Annotated in this window: 20 protein-coding genes; 8 read left to right on the top strand and 12 right to left on the bottom strand. The window is 71.6% G+C overall.

What is annotated here, in order from left to right; translation table 11 throughout:
- Positions 1 to 57 precede the first annotated feature (57 nt).
- Positions 58 to 459 carry a DNA-binding transcriptional response regulator gene (locus tag IE109_RS01085; RefSeq protein ID WP_189548483.1) on the top strand — a complete coding sequence of 134 codons (402 nt, stop codon included), beginning with the start codon at positions 58 to 60 and terminating at the stop codon, positions 457 to 459.
- A gap of 19 nt (positions 460 to 478) precedes the next feature.
- Here IE109_RS01085 and IE109_RS01080 read toward each other — a convergent pair whose 3' ends face one another.
- From IE109_RS01080 to ctaC, 4 genes are all read right to left on the bottom strand, one after another.
- Entirely contained in the window at positions 479 to 1,720 is a 1,242-nt protein-coding gene (locus IE109_RS01080; RefSeq protein WP_189548482.1) for a L,D-transpeptidase, read from the bottom strand.
- 148 nt (positions 1,721 to 1,868) lie between these two features.
- Positions 1,869 to 2,267: a cytochrome c oxidase subunit 4 gene (locus IE109_RS01075; protein ID WP_189548481.1), complete on the bottom strand. Its 399-nt coding sequence runs from the start codon at positions 2,265 to 2,267 to the stop codon at positions 1,869 to 1,871.
- The gene (gene ctaD / locus IE109_RS01070) at positions 2,264 to 4,012 is read right to left on the bottom strand and encodes an aa3-type cytochrome oxidase subunit I (protein ID WP_189548480.1); all 1,749 of its coding nucleotides are present in this window, start codon (positions 4,010 to 4,012) and stop codon (positions 2,264 to 2,266) included. Before ctaD ends, IE109_RS01075 begins: the two co-directional genes overlap by 4 nt.
- Positions 4,009 to 4,980 carry an aa3-type cytochrome oxidase subunit II gene (gene ctaC / locus IE109_RS01065; RefSeq protein WP_189548479.1) on the bottom strand — a complete coding sequence of 324 codons (972 nt, stop codon included), beginning with the start codon at positions 4,978 to 4,980 and terminating at the stop codon, positions 4,009 to 4,011. The genes ctaD and ctaC overlap by 4 nt, the downstream gene beginning before the upstream one ends.
- A 261-nt stretch (positions 4,981 to 5,241) precedes the next feature.
- Between ctaC and IE109_RS01060 the strand changes: the two genes are divergently transcribed.
- Positions 5,242 to 6,621, top strand: a complete 1,380-nt coding sequence (locus IE109_RS01060; RefSeq protein WP_189548478.1) for a cysteine desulfurase/sulfurtransferase TusA family protein — start codon at positions 5,242 to 5,244, stop codon at positions 6,619 to 6,621.
- A 79-nt stretch (positions 6,622 to 6,700) separates the two neighbouring features.
- Here the strand turns inward: IE109_RS01060 and IE109_RS01055 are convergent, their stop codons facing one another.
- Positions 6,701 to 7,675 (bottom strand): carbohydrate kinase family protein, encoded by a 975-nt coding sequence (locus IE109_RS01055; RefSeq protein ID WP_189548477.1) that lies wholly within the window; start codon positions 7,673 to 7,675, stop codon positions 6,701 to 6,703.
- A 128-nt stretch (positions 7,676 to 7,803) separates the two neighbouring features.
- Here IE109_RS01055 and IE109_RS01050 point away from each other — a divergent pair, with 128 nt between their 5' ends.
- Together IE109_RS01050 and IE109_RS01045 are read left to right on the top strand one after the other, a co-directional pair.
- Positions 7,804 to 8,010, top strand: a complete 207-nt coding sequence (locus tag IE109_RS01050) for a hypothetical protein (RefSeq protein WP_189548476.1) — start codon at positions 7,804 to 7,806, stop codon at positions 8,008 to 8,010.
- 76 nt (positions 8,011 to 8,086) lie between these two features.
- Positions 8,087 to 9,598: a hypothetical protein gene (locus IE109_RS01045; protein WP_189548475.1), complete on the top strand. Its 1,512-nt coding sequence runs from the start codon at positions 8,087 to 8,089 to the stop codon at positions 9,596 to 9,598.
- Between the two features lie 149 nt (positions 9,599 to 9,747).
- Here IE109_RS01045 and erpA read toward each other — a convergent pair whose 3' ends face one another.
- Positions 9,748 to 10,104, bottom strand: a complete 357-nt coding sequence (erpA, locus tag IE109_RS01040; RefSeq protein WP_064071056.1) for an iron-sulfur cluster insertion protein ErpA — start codon at positions 10,102 to 10,104, stop codon at positions 9,748 to 9,750.
- 244 nt (positions 10,105 to 10,348) lie between these two features.
- Between erpA and nadA the strand changes: the two genes are divergently transcribed.
- Positions 10,349 to 11,536: a quinolinate synthase NadA gene (gene nadA, locus IE109_RS01035; RefSeq protein WP_189548474.1), complete on the top strand. Its 1,188-nt coding sequence runs from the start codon at positions 10,349 to 10,351 to the stop codon at positions 11,534 to 11,536.
- Positions 11,537 to 11,666: 130 nt separating this feature from the next.
- Here the strand turns inward: nadA and IE109_RS01030 are convergent, their stop codons facing one another.
- The 5 genes from IE109_RS01030 to IE109_RS01010 form a co-directional block, all read right to left on the bottom strand.
- A complete protein-coding gene (locus IE109_RS01030) occupies positions 11,667 to 14,780 on the bottom strand; it encodes an efflux RND transporter permease subunit (protein ID WP_189548473.1) in 3,114 nt (1,037 codons plus the stop codon).
- A gap of 128 nt (positions 14,781 to 14,908) precedes the next feature.
- Positions 14,909 to 15,598: a response regulator gene (locus IE109_RS01025; protein WP_189548472.1), complete on the bottom strand. Its 690-nt coding sequence runs from the start codon at positions 15,596 to 15,598 to the stop codon at positions 14,909 to 14,911.
- On the bottom strand, positions 15,595 to 16,821 hold the full coding sequence (locus IE109_RS01020) for a sensor histidine kinase (protein ID WP_229890418.1): 1,227 nt from the start codon (positions 16,819 to 16,821) through the stop codon (positions 15,595 to 15,597). The genes IE109_RS01025 and IE109_RS01020 overlap by 4 nt, the downstream gene beginning before the upstream one ends.
- A gap of 204 nt (positions 16,822 to 17,025) precedes the next feature.
- Positions 17,026 to 17,304, bottom strand: a complete 279-nt coding sequence (gene pspAA, locus IE109_RS01015; protein WP_189548471.1) for a PspA-associated protein PspAA — start codon at positions 17,302 to 17,304, stop codon at positions 17,026 to 17,028.
- Positions 17,305 to 17,316: 12 nt separating this feature from the next.
- Positions 17,317 to 18,117 carry a PspA/IM30 family protein gene (locus IE109_RS01010; RefSeq protein WP_189548470.1) on the bottom strand — a complete coding sequence of 267 codons (801 nt, stop codon included), beginning with the start codon at positions 18,115 to 18,117 and terminating at the stop codon, positions 17,317 to 17,319.
- 253 nt (positions 18,118 to 18,370) lie between these two features.
- Between IE109_RS01010 and IE109_RS01005 the strand changes: the two genes are divergently transcribed.
- The 3 genes from IE109_RS01005 to IE109_RS00995 all read left to right on the top strand — a co-directional run bounded on the left by IE109_RS01005 (position 18,371) and on the right by IE109_RS00995 (position 20,935).
- Positions 18,371 to 18,967 (top strand): DUF3043 domain-containing protein, encoded by a 597-nt coding sequence (locus tag IE109_RS01005; RefSeq protein WP_189548469.1) that lies wholly within the window; start codon positions 18,371 to 18,373, stop codon positions 18,965 to 18,967.
- Positions 18,968 to 19,026: 59 nt separating this feature from the next.
- A complete protein-coding gene (locus IE109_RS01000; protein ID WP_189548821.1) occupies positions 19,027 to 19,779 on the top strand; it encodes a class I SAM-dependent methyltransferase in 753 nt (250 codons plus the stop codon).
- Between the two features lie 79 nt (positions 19,780 to 19,858).
- Positions 19,859 to 20,935 (top strand): S1C family serine protease, encoded by a 1,077-nt coding sequence (locus IE109_RS00995; RefSeq protein ID WP_189548468.1) that lies wholly within the window; start codon positions 19,859 to 19,861, stop codon positions 20,933 to 20,935.
- A gap of 113 nt (positions 20,936 to 21,048) precedes the next feature.
- On the opposite strand, the gene IE109_RS00990 is transcribed toward IE109_RS00995, so the two are convergent.
- The gene (locus IE109_RS00990; RefSeq protein WP_189548467.1) at positions 21,049 to 21,258 is read right to left on the bottom strand and encodes a hypothetical protein; all 210 of its coding nucleotides are present in this window, start codon (positions 21,256 to 21,258) and stop codon (positions 21,049 to 21,051) included.
- Positions 21,259 to 21,269: the final 11 nt, after the last annotated feature.

Here is a 21,269-nt window from a genome sequence, read left to right as displayed (position 1 = left end):
ATCCGGCGCATCGGTACCTGCCTTCCTGCCCATGCCGCCGACGTACTCGGAGGAACAATGCAGTCGAGCGCCACCGTCCTGGTCTACAGCGACGACGCCAACACCCGCGCGCAGGTGCGGCTGGCGGCCGGGCGCAGGCCCGCGGCCGACGTTCCGCCGGTCGAGTACATCGAGTGCGCGACGCTCCCGGCCGTACTGGAGCGGCTGGACGCGGGCGGCGTGGACGTCTGCGTCCTGGACGGCGAGGCGGTGCCGGCGGGCGGCATGGGGGTGTGCCGCCAGATCAAGGACGAGATCTTCCGCTGCCCGCCCGTGCTGCTGCTGATCGGCCGCCCCCAGGACGCCTGGCTGGCCACCTGGAGCCGTGCGGACGCCGCGGTGACCCTTCCGGTCGACCCGGTCGAGCTGGCGGACTCCCTGGCCGCCCTGCTGCGCAGCAGGCTGGCCGTGGAGGCGTGATGCCGGGGCCCGGCCCGCGTCAGAGACCGGGCCGGAGCCTCACCTGTTCGGTGCGGGGGGCGTCGGCCTTGGCGGCGCTTCCCGCCTGCCATTTGTCCCAGGGCAGGTTCCAGTCGCCGAACCCGTTGCCGAAGTGGTCCATCTCCTTGCCCTCGCTGTTGACGACGTGGACCAGGTCGCCGGGGCGGACGTTCTCGTAGAACCAGGCCGCGTTGCTGGTGGACATGCCGGTGCAGCCGTGGCTGACGTTGGCGTACCCCTGTGATCCGACGGACCAGGGGGCGGCGTGGACGTACTCGCCGCTCCAGGTCACCCGGGTGGCGTAGTACACCGGCAGGTCGTACGACTCGCTGCTGCCCGCCGCGATGCCGACGGTGGTGCTGCGCATCCGGACGAAGTACTCCTTGCCGAGCACCACTTTGATCCCGTTACGGGTGGAGAAGCCCGGCTTCCCGGTCGTCACCGGAATGGTGTTGATCACCTTTCCGTTGCGCTTGACGGTCATCTGGTGGCTGCCCGCGTCCGTGATGGCCTCGACCCGGTCGCCGATGCTCAGGTTCACGGACTTCGCCGAGCCGCCGTAGAGGTCGCCCGCGACCTTCACGCCCGTGAGGTTGCCCGTGACGGTGACGGACGCGCCGACGGGCCAGTACTCCTTCGGGCGATAGTGCAGCTTCTTGTCGTCGACCCAGTGCCAGGAGCCCGTGACCGCCGGCGTGGAGCGCACCCTGAGGGAGCGCTCGACGGCGGCGCGGCCCTCCTTGGTGGTGACCGGGGCGCTGAGTTCGGCGGTGATGGGCTGCCCGACGCCGTACTTGCCCGTCTCCGGGCCGAATGCCACGTTCAGGACCTTCTTGGCCGGTGCGGTCTCGAAGGTCAGCGTACGGGCGCCAGGGGCGCCTTTGCGGTCCTCCGTGGAGACCCGGACGGTGTAGCGGGTGCCGGCCACCAGCGGGGCCGTGGAGCGCCAGCGGCTGCCGTCGGCGGACAGTTCGCCCGCGAGGTAGTGGCCGGCCGTGTCGACGGCGGTGACGTCCGTGATGCGGCCGTCCTTGCCCCTGGCGGTGACCTCCAGCGGCTTGTCGAGGGCGGCCTTGGCGGTGCCGGACGGGGCGTTGAAGGCGACCTGGCGGGCCGCGTCGTACGGCTTGGTGGACAGGGGATGGCCGTCCGGACCACCGCACGCGGTCGCGCTCGCGCCGGTGACGGCGACCAGCAGGGTGCAGCTCGTGGCGATGCGCATGCGGGGCGTGTTGCTCATGACCACACCGTAGGAAGGTACGACCGGAGCGGCACGCCGGATGACTCCAAAAGAGGGACCCGGCGACCTCCACGGGGAGGTCGCCGGGCCCCTTCTCGAAGCGCGGCCCGCGGTGTGCGGACGGGTGGTGCGGCTACTGGTGCGAGGACTACTGGTTCTGGTTCTCGCCCCGGTAGTACTCGAAGACCCATCCCCAGATGCCGATCAGGACGAGCGGCAGGGAGAAGTACAGCAGCCACCAGCCGAGCGCGACGCTGAGGAAGGCGAACGCGCCACCGATCGCCAGGGAGAGCGGCTGCCAGCTGTGCGGCGAGAAGAAGCCGACCTCACCGGCCTCGTCCGCGACGTCGGCCTCCTTGTCGTCCTGTGCCATGGCGTCCACTCGCCGGGCCGTGAAGGCCAGGTAGTAGCCGATCATGATCGACAGGCCGAAGGCCAGGAAGAGCGCCGTCGTACCGGCCGGCTCCTTCGACCACAAGCCATAGAGGATCGCCATGGCGAGGATGAAGATGCTCAGCCAGATGAACATCTTGCCCTGGATCTTCACTTGCCGACCTCCTTGCCACCGAACAGCGCGGTGTCCTTCTGCCCGTGGTTCTCGAGCTGGCCGACGGCGGCGATCTCCGGGTGGTGCAGGTCGAAGGCCGGGGATTCCGAGCGGATGCGCGGCAGCGTGAGGAAGTTGTGCCGCGGCGGCGGGCAGGAGGTCGCCCACTCCAGCGAGCGGCCGTAGCCCCACGGGTCGTCGACCTCGATCTTCTTGCCGTACTTGGCGGTCTTCCACACGTTGTAGAAGAACGGCAGGATCGACAGGCCCAGCAGGAACGAGGCGATCGTGGAGATCGTGTTCAGCAGGGTGAAGCCGTCCGCGGCGAGGTAGTCCGCGTAACGACGCGGCATGCCCTCGGCACCCAGCCAGTGCTGCACCAGGAACGTGCCGTGGAAGCCGATGAACAGCGTCCAGAACGTCATCTTGCCGAGGCGCTCGTCCAGCATCTTGCCGGTGAACTTCGGCCACCAGAAGTGGAATCCGGCGAACATCGCGAAGACCACGGTGCCGAAGACGACGTAGTGGAAGTGCGCGACGACGAAGTACGAGTCGGAGACGTGGAAGTCCATCGGGGGCGAGGCCAGGATGACGCCGGTCAGACCACCGAAGGTGAAGGTGACCAGGAAGCCGATCGTCCAGAGCATCGGTGTCTCGAAGGACAGCGAGCCCTTCCACATGGTGCCGATCCAGTTGAAGAACTTCACACCGGTCGGTACCGCGATGAGGAAGGTCATGAAGGAGAAGAACGGCAGCAGCACACCGCCCGTGACGTACATGTGGTGCGCCCACACCGTCACCGACAGACCGGCGATCGCGATGGTCGCCGCCACCAGGCCGATGTAACCGAACATCGGCTTGCGGCTGAAGACCGGGATGATCTCCGAGACGATGCCGAAGAACGGCAGGGCGATGATGTACACCTCTGGGTGGCCGAAGAACCAGAAGAGGTGCTGCCACAGCAGCGCGCCGCCGTTGGCCGCGTCGAAGATGTGCGAGCCGAACTTCCGGTCGGCCTCCAGCGCGAAGAGCGCCGCCGCCAGGACCGGGAAGGCGAGCAGGACCAGCACACCGGTCAGCAGCACGTTCCAGGTGAAGATCGGCATGCGGAACATCGTCATGCCGGGTGCGCGCATGCAGATGATCGTGGTGATGAAGTTGACCGAGCCGAGGATCGTGCCGAAGCCGGAGAAGGCCAGACCCATGATCCACATGTCGGCGCCGACACCCGGCGTACGGACCGCGTCCGACAGCGGGGCGTAGGCGAACCAGCCGAAGTCGGCCGCGCCCTGCGGGGTGAGGAAGCCCGCCACCGCGATGAGCGAGCCGAAGAGGTACAGCCAGTACGCGAACATGTTCAGCCGCGGGAACGCCACGTCGGGCGCGCCGATCTGCAGCGGCATGATCCAGTTGGCGAATCCGGCGAACAGCGGCGTCGCGAACATCAGCAGCATGATCGTGCCGTGCATCGTGAACGCCTGGTTGAACTGCTCGTTCGACATGATCTGCGTACCCGGGCGGGCCAGCTCGGCGCGCATGAAGAGCGCCAGCAGGCCGCCGATGCAGAAGAAGGCGAACGACGTGACCAGGTAAAGCGTGCCGATGGTCTTGTGGTCGGTGGTGGTCAGCCACTTCACGACCACGCCGCCGGGGTGCCTGCGCCGGACGGGCAGCTCGTTCTCGTACGGCTCACGCGAGCCGTCGGCTGCCGTGGCGGCACCCTGAGGTTCGTTGAGGATGCTCACAGTTGGTTGCTCTCCGAGTTCCTGGCCGAGTCGGTGATTGCCATGCCCGCCGGGATGTAACCCGTCTGCCCCTTCTCGGCCAGCTCCTTCAGGTGCTGCTGGTAGCGCTCCGGGGAGACGACCTTCACGTTGAAGAGCATCCGGGAGTGGTCGACGCCGCAGAGCTCGGCGCACTTGCCCTTGAAGGTGCCTTCCTTCGTGGCGGTCACCTCGAAGACGTTCACGTTGTGACCGGGGAAGACGTCCTGCTTGAACAGGAAGGGGACGACCCAGAACGAGTGGATGACGTCACGCGAGGTCAGGATGAACCGGACCTTCTCGCCCTTCGGCAGCCACAGGGTCGGGCCCGGGTTGCCGTTCTGCGGGTTCCGCGTGCCCGGGATGCCGTAGTCGTAGACGCCCTCGGCCCCCTGGGGGAACTGCTTCTGGTACTTGTCGGGGATGACGGCCAGTTCCTTGGCGGGCGAGGTGCCCGTGTCGGCCTTGCCGTCGACGTTCTCGATGTAGTTGAAGCCCCAGCTCCACTGGTAGCCGACCACACCGATGGTGTGGGTCGGCTTGTCCGAGAGGGCCAGGAGCTTCGACTCATCGCGCGCGGTGAAGTAGAAGAGCACCGAGACGATGATGAGCGGGGTCACCGTGTACAGCGCCTCGATGGGCATGTTGTACCGGGTCTGCGGAGGAACCTCGACCTTGGTGCGGCTACGCCGGTGGAAGATGACGCTCCACAGGATCAGGCCCCAGACCAGCACGCCCGTGGCGAGCGCAGCCGCCCACGAGCCCTGCCAGAGGGAGAGGATCCGCGGGGCCTCCTCCGTCACCGGGGTGGGCATACCAAGGCGGGGGAAATCCTCCCAGTTGTACGAGCAACCGGTGGCGGTAGCCAGGATCAGGCCCGCAGTCAGCACCTGCGGCAGCTTCCGCCGCATCGGGCGCCGCGACGAGCGGTCGGAGCCGTTGGGACTCACGTAGCGCCTTCCCGAGAGTCTCGCCCGCGCGGTCGGCTGCGGCCGTCACGCTGGTCGGTCGCCGGCCCTGACGCGGGCAGGGGTTTGGATGTTTATGCGGACCAAACCCTACTGGACGCTATTTGGGGTCGCGCGGGGAGGGTGCCCAACGCGCCGCAGGGCACCCCTAAGGGGTGTTCCGGACCCGGTTCCGGCGGGTCGGCGGGGGTGCCGTGCCTTCCGGCACCCCGTGTCCGGGCCCCCCGGAGTTAGCGTGGCCGTGTGCCCTACTTCGATTCCGCTTCCGCCGCTCCCCTCCACCCGGTCGCCCGCCAGGCCCTGCAGGCCGCGCTGGACGAGGGGTGGGCCGATCCCGCCCGCCTGTACCGCGAGGGACGGCGCGCCCGGCTGCTGCTGGACGCGGCCCGGGAGGCCGCGGCGGAGGCGGTGGGCTGCCGCCCCGACGAGCTCGTGTTCACTCCTTCGGGGACGCGGGCGGTGCACTCCGGGGTTGCCGGGGCGCTCGCCGGGCGCCGGCGGGCCGGACGGCACCTCGTCGTGTCGGCGGTGGAGCACTCGTCGGTGCTCCATTCGGCCGCCGCGCACGAGGCGGCCGGCGGGACGGTGACCGAGGTCGCGGTGGACCGGGGCGGGCGGGTGGCGCCGGACGGGTACGCCGCCGCGCTGCGGGACGACACGGCGCTCGCCTGCCTCCAGTCGGCCAACCACGAGGTGGGCACCGAGCAGCCGGTGGCCGAGGTGGCGGAGGCGTGCCGGGAGGCGGGGGTGCCGCTGCTGGTGGACGCCGCGCAGTCGCTGGCGTGGGGCCCGGTGGAGGGCGCGTGGTCGCTGCTCGCGGCGAGTGCCCACAAATGGGGCGGCCCCCCGGGTGTCGGGCTGCTCGTGGTGCGCAAGGGCACGCGGTTCGCGCCGCAAGGTCCGGCGGACGAGCGGGAGTCGGGGCGCTCGGCCGGTTTCGAGAACGTCCCGGGCATCGTGGCGGCGGCGGCCTCGCTGCGGGCGGTGCGCGCGGAGGCGGCCGCGGAGGCCGCGCGGCTGCGGGGGCTGGTGGAGCGGATTCGCACGCGGGTGCCCGAGCTGGTGCCGGACGTGGAGGTGGCCGGCGACCCGGTGCGGCGCCTGCCCCACCTGGTGACCTTCTCGTGTCTCTATGTCGACGGGGAGGCGCTGCTGACCGAGCTTGACCGGGCCGGTTTCTCCGTGTCGTCCGGTTCGTCGTGCACGAGTTCCACGCTGACGCCCAGCCATGTGCTGCGCGCGATGGGCGTGCTGTCGGAGGGCAACGTGCGGGTCTCGCTGCCGTTCGGTGCGGCGGAGGCCGACGTGGAGCGGTTCCTGGAGGTGCTGCCGGGCACGGTGGCGGGCATCCGGGAGCGGTTCGGCGCGCCGGGGACCGGGCCGGTGACCGGGGATGCCGGGGCCCTGGTGGTGGACGCGCTCGGCAGGCGGTGCCCGATCCCGGTGATCGAGCTGGCCAAGGTGTTCGGGGACGTCCCGGTCGGCGGCACGGTGACGGTCCTCTCCGACGACGAGGCGGCCCGGCTGGACATCCCGGCGTGGTGCGGGATGCGGGGCCAGGAGTACGTGGGCGAGCGCCCGGCGGAGCGGGGTACCGCGTACACGGTCCGCCGGACGTCGTAGCCCGTGCCCGGGCGCCACGGCCCGGGGAGCGGACGCGCCCCGGGCCGGTCGGCGGACGCGCCCGGGGCGGACGGGGCGGTTACGGCAGGTGCTTCTGGACCTCGGCGGCGGCCTCGTGGCCGTACGCCTTGGTGAAGCGATCCATGAAGTGGACGCGGCGCAGGGTGTACTCCTGGGTGCCGAGCGTCTCGATGACCAGCGTGGCCAGCATGCAGCCGACCTGGGCGGCGCGCTCCAGGCCGACGCCCCAGGACAGGCCGGACAGGAAGCCGGCCCGGAACGCGTCGCCGACGCCGGTCGGGTCGACCTTGGCCTGCTCCTCCGGGCAGCCGACCTCGATGACCGGCTCGCCGGCCTTCTCGATCCGGACGCCCCGCGAGCCGAGGGTGGTCACGCGGTGGCCGACCCTGGCGAGGATCTCCTCGTCGGTCCAGCCGGTCTTGGACTCGATGAGCCCCTTCTCGTACTCGTTGGAGAACAGGTACGTCGCGCCGACGAGGAGCGTGCGGATCTCGTCGCCGTCCATGCGGGCGATCTGCTGCGAGAAGTCGGCGGCGAACGGGATGCCCCGGCTGCGGCACTCCTCCGTGTGGCGCAGCATCGCCTCGGGGTCGTCCGCGCCGATGGACACCAGGTCGAGGCCGCCGACCCGGTCGGCCACGGCCTTGAGCTCGATCAGGCGGGCCTCGCTCATCGCACCGGTGTAGAAGGAGCCGATCTGGTTGTGGTCGGCGTCCGTGGTGCAGACGAAGCGCGCGGTGTGCAGGACCTCGGAGATCCGCACGGAGCCGGTGTCGACGCCGTGCCGGTCGAGCCAGGCGCGGTACTCGTCGAAGTCCGAGCCCGCCGCCCCGACCAGGATGGGGTGCGTGCCGAGCTGCCCCATGCCGAAGCAGATGTTGGCCGCCACCCCTCCCCTGCGGACGTCGAGGTTGTCGACCAGGAAGGAGAGGGAGACCGTGTGCAGCTGATCGGCGACCAGCTGGTCGGCGAAACGGCCGGGGAAGGTCATGAGGTGGTCGGTGGCGATGGAGCCGGTGACTGCGATACGCACGGCTGGGTGCTCCTGCGGGAAGGTGGAGTTGACGGTTCACGCTACCGGGTCGGCGGAGCGTCCCCCGTGCGGAAACTACCCGATAGTAGGTCTTTTTCGGTCGGCACTCTCGTGCGTACGGTGCGTTTATGCCGAAGTTCAGCGTCACGCGTGAGCAGCACGAGTCCGAACCGAGCCTGGCCGAACTGCGCGGGGACAGCGCGCGCATGGTTCCGCACTGGGTGGTCCCGGCGGAGGGCGCGCCCGCGCCCGTGTCGCCGTCCCTGATCCACGGAGTGGTCGTCCCGCCCGCCTCCGCCCGGCTGATCGACGCCACGCCGGAGTACGGCCGCTGAGGGAACCGCCCGCTGCTCGGCTCCGTCCCACGGGTGTCTCCCGTAAAAGGGCCACGGCACACGAAGGAGCATCGCGGTGAGCAGTACGGAGCGGGACCCGGCCAGGGAGCCGGCACCGGAGAACCCTCGCCGGAAGCGTTCGCCACTGGCCGTCGCCTCGGTGGCGGCGGCGGTGCTGCTCGCCGGGGGCGGCGGCGCGTACTTCGCCACGGCCGCGTCGGACGGCGGCGGTGCCCACGACGGCGCCCCCGCCGCCGGCGGTACGCAGCCGCCGCCACTGGCGCTGGACGGCCACACCGAGGGCGGTTCGGCGCCGGGCGGCACGGGTACGGGCGGGCCGGGCATCGCGCCCGGTGAGCCGGACCCGGGCGGGGTGGTCTACCGGGCCGCCGGTCCGCTGCCGGAGGGCCCCGGCTCGGCGCACGTGTACCGGCCGGCGGGCACCGTCGGGGTCGACGAGGTGGCCCGGCTGGCCGGGGCCCTGGGGGTCAACGGCACGCCCAGGGCGGCCGGCTCGGCGTGGAAGGTGGGGCCGGACAAGGACGGCTCGGGTGCGACGTTGCAGGTGGAGCGGCAGGCGCCGGGCGTGTGGACGTTCGGCACGGCGCCGGCCGGGGACAACTGCCTGAAGGGCAAGGAGTGCCCCTCGACGGGTGCGGTCTCCCCGGACGGCCTGGGCGGGCGGCCGGTGGACGAGGCCGCCGCGAAGAAGGCGGCCGCCCCGGTCCTGAAGGCGCTGGGCCAGCAGGACGCGAAGCTGGACGCCACGCAGGTGATGGGCGCGGTACGGGTGGTGAACGCCGACCCGGTCGTGGGCGGACTGCCGACGTACGGCTGGTCGACCGGTGTCCAGGTGGGGTCCGACGGGTCGCTGACCGGCGGCAGCGGCCGGCTGAAGGCGCCCGTGGAGAGCCACGCGTACCCGGTGATCGGCGCGGCTGAGGCGCTGAAGCTGCTGAACGCCGGGTCGGGTGACGGCCGGGTCGGCACCGGCGGGAACATCGGCGGGTGCGCCACGCCCGCGCCGCTGGAGGGACCCGGGGCGAAGCCGGCCGCGCCGTGCGAGCCGGGCGGTCCGGGCGGGGGTCCGGCCACCGGTCCGGCCGCGAAGGAGACGGTGACCGTCTCCGGGGCGGTCTTCGGGCTGGCGGCGCACTACACGGCGGGGCGCCCCGCGCTCGTACCGTCGTGGCTGTTCGAGGTGGCGCCGAAGGGCGGTGCGCGGCCGTTCACGATCACCTACCCGGCCGTGGCGCCCGAGCACCTGGCGCCCGCTCCGCCGCCGGCGACGCCGGACGCCCCCACGACGCCGGGGACCGGGAAGGCTCCGCGACAGATCGACTCGTACAGCGTGGACGGCAAGATCCTGACGGCGCGGTTCTGGGGCGGGGTGTGCAGCAAGTACACCGTCGAGGCCGAGGAGACCGGTGCGCAGGTGAGGCTGAGGGTGGTCGAGACGCCGATCGAGCCGGGCCGGGTCTGCATCCTGATCGCCAAGGAGATCACCGCGACCGTGACGCTCGACCAGCCGCCGGGCGACCGGCGGATCGTGGACGCGGCCAGCGGCGAGCGGGTGCCGCGGAGGTAGCCGGGCGGCGCGATCGCCGCGGGCGCGGCGGGACCGCGGAACGGGGGAACGGCGGAACGGAAAAAGGGCGGCGGCCCCGGGGAAGGTCCGGGGCCGCCGCCCTTGTCCGTCGGCCGCGCGGGCCGGGGCCCGCCCGGCCGCCTCGCGCTCTAGCTGAAGGAGTCGCCGCAGGCGCAGGAGCCGGTGGCGTTGGGGTTGTCGATGGTGAAGCCCTGCTTCTCGATCGTGTCGACGAAGTCGATGGAGGCGCCGCCCAGGTACGGGGCGCTCATGCGGTCGGTGACGACCTTGACGCCGTTGAAGTCCTTGACGACGTCGCCGTCGAGCGAGCGCTCGTCGAAGAAGAGCTGGTAACGCAGGCCGGAGCAGCCACCGGGCTGAACGGCGACGCGCAGTGCCAGGTCGTCGCGGCCTTCCTGGTCGAGCAGGGCCTTGACCTTGGCCGCGGCGGCGTCCGACAGGAGGATGCCGTCGCTGACAGTGGTCTTCTCGTCCGATACGGACATCTGCTTCTCTCCCGGGTTGTACGGAGACTGCTTGCCGACCGGTAGCAACCGGCGGGGCCGCGGATTCATTCCGGGCACAGCGCTTGTCTTTCCCTTTCATGCTCGCACACCGCGATCCGGGCAAGCACCGGCCTGTGGAGAGGGGATGTGTCACATCGACACTATGGACATCGTCAAAGTGACGTGAAGCGGTTATGATAGATAGCGTCATTTAGACGAAAAGGCTCTCCGCAGAAAAGAAAGGGTGCGTGACGTGACCACCGCCCAGCCCCTGGACGTCCAGCCGTCGCCCCTCGCCCTGCTGCTGCTCGGCCGCGAGGCCGACCCCCGGAGCGAGCGGGGAGTCGAGTGTCCCGGTGACCTCCCGTCCCCCTCCGACCCCGGCCTGGTCGAGCGCGCCCGCGCGGCCAAGGAGAAGCTGGGGAGCAAGGTCTTCGTCCTGGGGCACCACTACCAGCGCGACGAGGTCATCCAGTTCGCGGACGTCACCGGCGACTCCTTCAAGCTCGCCCGTGACGCGGCGGCGCGGCCGGAGGCCGAGTACATCGTCTTCTGCGGCGTGCACTTCATGGCCGAGTCGGCCGACATCCTCACGACCGACGACCAGAAGGTCGTCCTGCCCGACCTGGCGGCCGGGTGCTCGATGGCCGACATGGCGACGGCCGAGCAGGTCGCGGAGTGCTGGGACGTGCTGACGGAGGCGGGCGTCGCGGACGCGACCGTCCCGGTCTCGTACATGAACTCCTCCGCCGACATCAAGGCCTTCACCGGGAAGCACGGGGGCACGATCTGCACCTCCTCCAACGCCCGGCGGGCGCTGGACTGGGCCTTCGAGCAGGGCGAGAAGGTGCTGTTCCTGCCGGACCAGCACCTGGGCCGCAACACCGCCGTCCGCGACATGGGCATGTCCCTGGACGACTGCGTCCTCTACAACCCGCACAAGCCGAACGGCGGGCTGACGGCGCAGGAACTGCGGGACGCGAAGATGATCCTGTGGCGCGGTCACTGCTCCGTGCACGGGCGCTTCTCGCTCGACTCGGTGAACGACGTGCGGGAGCGCATCCCGGGCGTGAACGTGCTGGTGCACCCCGAGTGCCGGCACGAGGTCGTGGCGGCGGCCGACTACGTCGGCTCGACCGAGTACATCATCAAGACCCTGGAGGCGGCCCCGGCCGGCTCGAAGTGGGCGATCGGCACGGAGCTGAACCTCGTCCGGCGGCTGGCGAACCGTTTCGCCGACGAGGGCAAGGAGATCGTCTTCCTCGACAAGACGGTCTGCTTCTGCTCCACCATGAACCGGATCGATCTGCCGCACCTGGTGTGGACGCTGGAGTCGCTGGCCGAGGGGAACCTGGTCAACCGGATCCAGGTCGACCGTGAGACCGAGAGCTTCGCCAAGCTGGCCCTGGAGCGGATGCTGGCGCTGCCGTAGCGGGAGCGGTCGCCGTGGCCGTCCGCCACGGTGACGTCCACCGACGCCGAGGGGCGCCCCGCTGGTCGCGGGGCGCCCCTTTTTGGTGCCGGTGGCCGGGTCCGGTGGGTCCGGGCGGCCCTGCCGGCTGCTAGGCGTTGGCCGGGGCCGGGGTCCGGTCCGCGGCCGGGGGCCGCTTGGCCGCCCGCCTGGCCTCGCGCTTGGCGCGGCGGCGCTCCTTGCGGAGCTCGACCATCGCGTACAGCGTCGGGACCAGCAGCAGGGTGAGCAGCGTGGAGGTCACCAGACCGCCGATCACCACGACCGCGAGCGGCTGTGCGATGAAGCCGCCCTCGCCGGTGACGCCCAGGGCCATGGGCAGCAGCGCGAAGATCGTCGCCAGGGCGGTCATGAGGATCGGACGGAGGCGGTGGCGACCGCCCTCGATGACCGACTCGACGACCCCGAGGCCCTGCGCCCGGTACTGGTTGATCAGGTCGATCAGCACGATCGCGTTGGTGACCACGATGCCGATCAGCATCAGCATGCCGATCATCGCCGGGACGCCCATCGCCGTGCCCGTGGCGACCAGCAGGCCGATGGCGCCGGTGGCCGCGAACGGGATGGAGACCAGCAGGATCAGCGGCTGCACCAGCGACTTGAAGGTCGCGACCAGCAGCATGAACACGATCGCGATGGCCGCCAGCATGGCCAGGCCCAGGTTGGCGAACGCCTCCTCCTGGTCCTCCGAGACACCGCCGATGGACGCGGTGGCGCCGTCGGGGAGGTCCAGCGCGTCGATCCTCGACTGGAGGTCGGCGCTGACCGCGCCGGTGTTGTCACCGGTCGGCTTCGCCGTGATGGTCGCGGCGCGCGAGCCGTCGATCCGGGTCATCGACACCGGGCCGGGCACCAGCTTCACCTCGGCGACGTCACCGAGCTTCACCGGGCCGAGCGGCAGCCGCTGGAGCTGGGCCAGCGTCTTCGCCGGGGTGGCGGAGGTGATGACGACGTCGCGCTCGGTGTCGTCCAGGATCGCCTTGCCGGCCGGGGTGCCGCGTACCGCCTGGGCGACGGCCATACCGAGCGAGGCGTCGGTGAACCCGGCCGCGGCCGCCTTGGCGTTGGCCTTGACCGAGACGCGCGGGACGGACTGCGACAGGTCGCTCTGGACGTCGGTGACGTCCTTCAGTCCGGCGACCTCGTCACGCACCTGCCCGGCGGCCTTCTTCAGCGTGGCGGCGTCCGCCGCCTTCACCACGACGCTCAGGTCCTGGTTGCCGAAGCCGTCGCCCGCGGCGATCGTGGTGTCGCCGATGCCGTCGAGCTTCGCCAGCCCGGCGTCGATGCGGTCGCGGGCCTTCTCGTACGCCGACGAGTCGGTGAGCGTCACCTGGTACGAGGCCTGGTTGGCGCCGGTGCCGCCGCCGAAGGCCGCCATGAAGCCGGACGAGCCGGCGGTGACCTGGTAGTCCTTGACCTCGTCGACCGAGCCGAGGACCTTCTCGACCTTCCTCGCCGCGGCGTCCGCCGCCTCCAGGCTGGTGCCGGCCGGCAGCTCCTGCTTGATGGACAGGACCTCCTGCTCGCCCTGGTCGAAGAAGTTGGTCTTCAGCAGCGGCGCCATGCCGAACGTGCCGATGAGGACGACGAACGCGATGACGACGCTGGTGACGCGGCGGCGCGTCGCGAAGCGCAGCACCGGGACGTAGATCCGCTGGAGGACGCTGCGGTTCTCCTTCTCCTCCGCCGCCCGGCGCGCCTCCTCCGGGTCGGTGGAGGTGCCCTTCGGGGCGCGCAGGAACCAGTACGACAGCACCGGCACGACGGTCAGCGACACCAGCAGCGAGGCCAGCAGGGCGGCGGTGACGGTGAGGGAGAACGAGCCGAACAGCTCGCCCACCATGCCGCCGACCAGCCCGATCGGGAGGAACACCGCGACCGTGGTGAGCGTGGAGGAGGTGACCGCGCCGGCCACCTCGCGGACCGCCGTGAGGATGGCGCTCCGGCGCTCCTCGCCATAGCCGAGGTGCCGCTTGATGTTCTCCAGGACCACGATCGAGTCGTCGACGACCCGGCCGATCGCGATGGTCAGCGCGCCCAGGGTGAGCATGTTGAGCGACAGGTCGCGCGTCCACAGGACGATCAGGGCGAGGACCACGGAGAGCGGGATGGAGACCGCGGTGACCAGGGTGGAGCGCAGGGAGGCCAGGAAGACCAGGATGACGAGGACGGCGAAGAGGAGGCCCAGCGCGCCCTCGGTGGTCAGCCCGGAGATCGACTTGGAGACCGCCGGGCCCTGGTCGGAGACGACCGTCAGCTCGGCGCCCGCCCCCAGGTCCTCGCGGAGCCCGGGCAGCTTGTCCCTGACGGCCTCGGAGATGGCGACGGCGCTGCCGTCGTTGTCCATGGTGGCCATGACGGCGAGGCTCGGCCTGCCGTTGGTACGGGTCAGGGAGACCCGCCGGGACTCCTCCTGCTTCACCGTGGCGATGTCGCCGAGGCGTACCGCGTCGCCCTTCGCGGGCTTGATCACCAGGTCCTGGATCTGCTTCAGCGAGGTGAAGCCGCCGCCGACCTGGACCGTGCGGCTCTTGCCCGCCTCCGAGAAGGAGCCGGCCGGGACGGTCGCGCCGCCCGCCTGGAGTGCCTCGGAGAGGGTCATGGCGTTCAGCCCCGCGGCGGCCAGCCGGCGCTCGTCGGGCGTGACCGAGACCTGGAGGTCCTGGACGCCGTCGATCGACACCTGGCCGACGCCGTCGATGTCCTCCAGCGCCGGGACGACGGTCCGCTCCAGCTGGTCGGCGAGCGCCTGCTGGTCCCTGGTGGAGGTGACCGCGAGGACGACGGTCGGGATGTCGTCGGTCGAACCGGCGACCACCTGCGGGTCCACCTCGTCCGGCAGCTGCGCGCGGGCGCGGTTGACGGCCTGCTGGACGTCGGCGACGAGCTGCTTGGTGCCCTCGTCGCCGTAGTCGAACGTGGCCATGATCAGGGCGTTGCCCTCGCTGGCGGTGGAGGTGACGCCCTTGATGCCGTCGACCGCCTTGATGCTGCTCTCGAGCGGTTCGACGACCTGCTTCTCGACCACGTCGGGGGACGCGCCCTGGTAGGGGGCCAGGACCGACACCATCGGGAGTTCGATGGAGGGCAGCAGTTGCTGCTTCAGCTGCGGAATGGCGATCGCCCCGAAGACGATCGCCACGATGGACATCAGCCCTATCAGGGCCCGTTGCGCGAGGCTGAATCTGGACAGCCAGGACATGGGGTCTCTCTTCTGTGGCGGATCGGCGGTATTCATACGATCAGCCATGGAGGAGGAGGTTCCGTCGCCCCCAGGTCCCGTTTGCTTATCCCCCGCATACACCGAACGGAGTACACGGGCGTACGCGCTCACTCCACCCTGGGACGGACCAACCCCGACTCGTACGCGGTGACGACCAGCTGGGCGCGGTCGCGGGCCCCGAGCTTCGCCATGGCCCGGTTGACGTGGGTCTTGATGGTGAGCGGGCTGACCTCCAGCCGCTCGGCGATCTCGTCGTTGGAGTGCCCGCCGGCGACCAGGACGAGGACCTCGCGTTCCCGTACGGTCAGTGCGGCGAGCAGCTCCGCGTACGGCCGGCCGTCGCCCGGGGCGGAGTCCCCGCGCCCGCCCTGGGCGAGGAACGTGGCGATCAGGCCCTTGGTGGCGGCGGGCGACAGGAGCGCCTCGCCGGCGGCGGCGATCCGGATGGCGCTGAGCAGTTCGTCCGGTTCCGCGCCCTTGCCGAGGAAGCCGGAGGCCCCGGCGCGCAGCGACTGCACCACGTACTCGTCCACCTCGAAGGTGGTCAGCATGACGACGCGTACGCCGGCGAGGTCCGGGTCCTCGCTGATCATCCGGGTGGCGGCGAGGCCGTCCGTACCGGGCATGCGGATGTCCATCAGCACGACGTCGGCCCGCCGCGAGCGGGCGAGTGCGACGGCCTCGGCGCCGTCGGCGGCCTCCCCCACGACCTCCATGTCGGGTTCGGAGTCGACGAGCACCCGGAACGCGCTGCGCAGCAGTGCCTGGTCGTCGGCGAGCAGCACCCTGATGGTCATGTGGTCTCCCCTGTCCGTGCCGTGACGGGCAGTATCGCCTGCACCCGGAAACCGCCCCCGTAACGGGGGCCCGCGCTGAGGGCGCCACCGAGGGCGCTGACGCGCTCGCGCATGCCGAGCAGGCCGTGGCCGCCCCCGTCGGCCGCCTGTCCGGTGGGCGCGCCGTCGTCGAGGACGGTCACCTCGACGGTCCGGCCCACCCGGACGACGCTCACCTCGGCCCTGGCGTCGGGACCGGCGTGCTTGCGCACGTTGGTGAGCGCCTCCTGGATGATCCGGTACGCGGCGAGGTCGACGGCCGCCGGGAGTTCGGTGCCCCGGTCGGTGCGGGCCAGTTCCACCGGGAGGCCGGCGTGCCGGAAGGTGTCCAGCAGCTCGTCGAGGACGGCAAGGCCGGGAGCCGGTTCGGTGGGCGCCTCGGGGTCGCCGGACTGGCGGAGCAGGCCGACGGTGGCGCGCAGTTCGTCGAGGGCGGAGCGGCTGGCCTCCCGGACGTGCGCCAGGGCCTCCTTGGCCTGGTCCGGGCGCTTGTCCATGACGTGGGCGGCCACTCCGGCCTGGACGTTGACCAGCGCGATGTGGTGGGCGACGACGTCGTGGAGGTCGCGGGCGATGCGGAGCCGCTCCTCGGCGACCCGGCGGCGGGCCTCCTCCTCGCGGGTCCGCTCGGCGCGTTCGGCGCGCTCCCGGATGGCGTCGACGAAGGCGCGGCGGCTGCGGACGGCGTCGCCGGCGGCCGCCGCCATGCCGGTCCACGCGAAGACGCCCAGGTTCTCCTGGCTGTACCAGGGCGCGGAGCCGCACAGCATCGCGGTGCCCGTCAGGAAGGTCATCGTCAGCAGGCCGACCCGCCAGGTGGTGGGGCGGTCGGTGCGCGACGCGACGGTGTACAGGGCGACCACGGCGCTCATCGCGACCGGGGCGGGCGGGTCCTGGGCGATGTGCTCGACGAGCGTGACCACGCCGGTGAACAGCAGGACGCCCAGCGGTCCGCGGCGCCGGGGCACGAGGGCGGCGGCCCCGATCAGCATGAGCAGCACGCTGCCGGCGCCGGGGGTGCGCCCGCCGAAGTCGGGCCCGCCGTGCGGCCCGCCGTGCCGGTCGACGAACGAACCGGCCACCATGCACACGAGGACGCCGAGGGCCAGGGCGGCGTCGAACGCGAGGGGATGCTCCCGCATCCAGCCCCGGCCGCGCGCGAACCGTTCTCCGAGGGTGGTCACGGGAGAAGACGGTACGGCCTCCCCCGGCGACGCGGCCCCGGTGCGGGCAGAGGCGGTCCAGGTGCCGGGGGCGGCGGCACCGGTGCGGGTGGAGGCGGCCTCGCCGTGCGGGTGAAGACGCCCGGGCCCCGCTTCCCGGGTGGTCCGGGGGGCGGGGCCCGGGGGTGTCGGAGTGGGTGGCCCGTCCGCGGGGGCGGGGGGCGGTCAGCCGGGGATCAGGCCGTCCTCGGAGAGCATCGCGCGGACCTCTTCGAGGGTCGCGTCAGGCGCCGGCAGGATCAGCTCGGAGGGTTCGAGCGCGTCGTCCGGCAGGGGCTCGCCCAGCTGGCGCACCGTGTCCAGCAGGGCGTGGAGCGTGCGGCGGAAGCCTTCGCCGTCGCCGCCCTCCATCTCGGCGAGCAGCTCGTCGTCCAGCTTGTTGAGCTCGGCGAAGTGGCTGTCCGCCAGCCTCACCTGGCCCTCCCCCATGATCCTGACGATCATGACGCGCCGTCCTTAGCTCTTGTCGAACCGGGTCTGGGGCCGCGCCTGCTGCTGGGCCTGGTCCTGCGGGGCGCCCGTGCCGCCTTCCAGCGCCTGCTGCGGAGTGGTCCCGCCGGCCAGCTCGGCCTTCATCCGCTGGAGCTCCAGCTCGACGTCCGTACCGCCCGACAGGCGGTCCAGCTCGGCCTGGATGTCGTCCTTCTGCAGGCCCGACTGGTCGTCCAGCGCCCCGGACGCCAGCAGCTCGTCGATCGCGCCCGCCCGCGCCTGGAGCTGCGCGGTCTTGTCCTCGGCGCGCTGGATGGCGACGCCGACGTCGCTCATCTCCTCCGAGATGCCCGAGAACGACTCGGCGATGCGGGTCTGCGCCTGCGCGGCGGTGTACGTGGCCTTGATGGTCTCCTTCTTCGTACGGAAGGCGTCGACCTTGGCCTGGAGGCGCTGCGCGGCGAGCGTCAGCTTCTCCTCCTCGCCCTGGAGGGTCTGGTGCTGCGTCTCCAGGTCCGAGACCTGCTGCTGCAGCGCGGCCCGCCGGGACAGCGCCTCGCGCGCCAGGTCCTCGCGGCCCAGCGCGAGCGCCTTGCGGCCCTGGTCCTCCAGCTTGGCGGACTGTCCCTGGAGCTGGTTGAGCTGGAGCTCCAGGCGCTTGCGCGAGGTCGCCACGTCGGCGACGCCGCGGCGCACCTTCTGCAGCAGCTCCAGCTGCTTCTGGTACGAGTAATCGAGGGTCTCGCGCGGATCCTCGGCCCGGTCAAGGGCCTTGTTTGCCTTCGCGCGGAAGATCATCCCCATACGCTTCATGACACCGCTCATGGGCTTCGCGCGCCCCCTTCTGACGGACTTCGGCTCCAGTACTCCAACAGAACCCACAGTACGGGCCCTACATCCATTACCGCACTGTTCGGGCGCGGATGCGCTCCTCCCCAAGGACGACTGCGAGCGGCCCGGATCCGGCGCGAGGAGTAGGGAACCCTCCGACGGTCCTCTGGGGGAGGACGCGGGCCGTTGCCGGATCGTTCCCCGCGGGGGTGGGGTCCATGCGGCGCACCCCGTACCCTTGGGCTTTGTGTTCCGTAGCCGTTCGAAGGATGAGAAGGCCCCCACCGACCAGGTGACGGCGGACCTCTCCAAGCAGCCCCGCGACCCGCAGGCCCCCAAGGGCCGCCCGACCCCGAAGCGGAGTGAGGCCCAGACCCAGCGTCGTCGTGCCCAGACCGTGCCGACCGACCGCAAGGAGGCCATGCGCCGCCAGCGCGAGGCCCGCCGCGCGGACCTGGCGAAGCAGCGCCAGGCGCTCGCCAGCGGCGACGAGCGTTACCTCCCGGCCCGTGACAAGGGACCGGTACGCCGTTTCGTCCGCGACTTCGTGGACTCGCGGTTCTGCGTCGCGGAGTTCTTCCTGCCGATGGCGGTCGTGATCCTGATCCTGTCCAGCCTGCCCAACACGCAGCTGAAGAACATCTCGCTGCTGCTGTGGCTCGCCGTGATCGCCCTGATCGTCGTGGACTCGGTCGGCATCTGGCTGCGGCTGAAGAAGCAGCTGAACACCCGCTTCCCGAACGAGCCCAAGCGCGGCGCCGTCGCGTACGGCCTGATGCGTACGCTCCAGCTGCGCCGACTGCGGCTGCCCAAGCCGCAGGTCAAGCGCGGAGAGCGGCCCTGAGCACCCTGGTCTCCGGATTCGGAGGCGCATCGGGTGACTGGCTGGACGGGCTCGGCGGACTGCGCGACGCGGTCCGCCAGGAACTCGTCGCACGCCAGCTGGACGAGCAGATAGCCGCCCGCTACCCGGTGGGGCAGCGGCTGCGGATACTCGACGTGGGCATGGGCCGGGGCGCACAGGCCCTGCGCCTGGCGCGCGCCGGGCACACCCTCACGGGTCTGGAGTCCGACCCGGAGATGCTCGGGGCCGCCCGCGAGGCGCTGGCGTCGGAGCCGGCCGGCATCCGGGAGCGGGTCCGGCTGATCGAGGGGGACGGCCGGGAGACCGGGGTGCACTTCCTGCCGGGCAGCTTCGACGTGGTGCTGTGCCACGGGGTGCTGATGTACGTGGAGGAGCCGGACGCCATGCTGGCGGGGCTCGCCCGGATGCTCGCGCCCGGCGGTCTGCTGTCGCTGCTGGTGCGGAACGCCGACGCGCTGGCCATGCGGCCGGGGCTGGCCGGGGACTGGTCGGGGGCGCTGGCGGCGTTCGCGTCCGACGCCTGCTCCCCCGAGGAGGGGACCCCGTCGCGGCCGGGGCCGCCGGTGCGGGCCGACCGGCTGGAGACGCTGACGGCGACGCTCGCCGGGATCGCGGCGCCGCTCCAGGCCTGGTACGGGGTGCGGGTCTTCACCGACAACGTGCCGATGGAGGAGGGGCTGCCCGCCGCGGAGGAGCTGGAGCGGCTGCTGGCGGCGGAGGACCGGGCGGGCCGCACCGAGCCGTACCGCAGGGTGGCCGCGCTGCTGCACCTGTGCGGGGTACGGGGCTGACACCCGCCCCGCCGGGGGTGACCCCTGATCGGGTGCGCAGGGAGCGCCGTACCGCGCGAGCAAAAGGGATACTCCGGACATGGATGCCCTTCGTGTGCTCGCGCCCCTGACCTCCGTGGTCTGCGTGGCCGCCCTGGTGGGCGGCTGCTCGGCGGGTCCGCCGACGACCGGTGCGGCGGTGGCGGAGCCCCGGGCGGCGACGGCCCGCGCCGCGGCCCCGGAGGCCGCCCGGGCGGCCGGGCTGGAGGACGACTACCGCAACGCCATCAGGGACGTCCTGCCGTCGGTGGTGCAGATCGACGCCCGGACGGGTCTCGGCTCCGGTGTGGTCTACGACGAGCAGGGGCACATCGTGACCAACGCCCACGTGGTGGGCCGGGAGAAGAACTTCAAGGTCACCGTGGCGACGGGCGAGGAGTCCCTGACCGCCAGGCTGGTGTCCAGCTACCCGGAGCAGGACCTCGCCGTCATCAAGCTCGACCGCCGCCCCGAGGGGCTGAAGCCGGCGACGTTCGGCGACTCGTCCAAGGTCGAGGTGGGGCAGATCGTCCTCGCCATGGGCTCACCGCTCGGCCTGTCCGGCAGCGTCACCCAGGGCATCGTCTCGGCGACCGGGAGGACCGTCAGCGAGAGCCGGTCGGGCGGCGGGACGGGCGCGACGATCGGCAACATGGTGCAGACGTCGGCGGCCATCAACCCGGGCAACAGCGGCGGCGCGCTGGTCAACCTGGACAGCGAGGTCATCGGCATCCCGACACTCGCGGCGGCCGACCCGCAGCTGGGCGGAAGCGCGGCGCCCGGCATCGGCTTCGCGATCCCCGCCTCGATGGTGCGGACGGTCGCCGACCAGATCGTCAGGACGGGCCGGGTGACCGACTCCGGCCGGGCGGCCCTGAACATCACCGGCCGTACCGTCCTGACCGACGACTACCGGCCGGGCGGCGTGGCCGTCGTCGAGGTGGCACCGGGTGGCGCGGCGGCGGACGCGGGGCTGCGGCCCGGGGACATCATCACCAGGCTGGACGACGAGGTGATCACGACGATGACCTCGCTGCTGGAGGCGCTGGCCTCGGCGAAGCCGGGCGACAAGGTGACGGTGACGTACACCCGCGGCGGCCGCTCGGCGAAGGCCCGGATCACACTGGGCGAGATCTGACGCGCCCCGGCGGGCCGCGGCCTGCGCCCCGGCCGGCTTCCGGGTCCCGGAGCCCGTCCGGCCGGGCGGTGCGGTGCGGCCGGCGGCCGGGAGGCCGCCGGCCCCGGGGTCGGTCAGACCTCTTCCGCGTGGAGGCTCATCGGACCGTAGATCTTCGTGTCGTCCTCGAACAGGACCACCTGGTCGGCACCGCCGTCCTTGAGGTCCTTCCAGTTCTCGCCGACCCACGACTCCGCGTCACCCTGGGTGGGGAACTCCTCCGGCTCGACCGCCGGCTGGACCTCCGTGCCGTCGGACCGCTCGAACCGCCACGTCCATGCCATGTGGACCTCCA

The sequence above is a fragment of the Streptomyces lavendofoliae genome, assembly GCF_014649735.1.
Classification (GTDB): Bacteria; Actinomycetota; Actinomycetes; order Streptomycetales; family Streptomycetaceae; genus Streptomyces; species Streptomyces lavendofoliae.
Note: the sequence above shows the minus strand (reverse complement) of the source record. Positions and strands in the feature narration are given on the sequence as shown.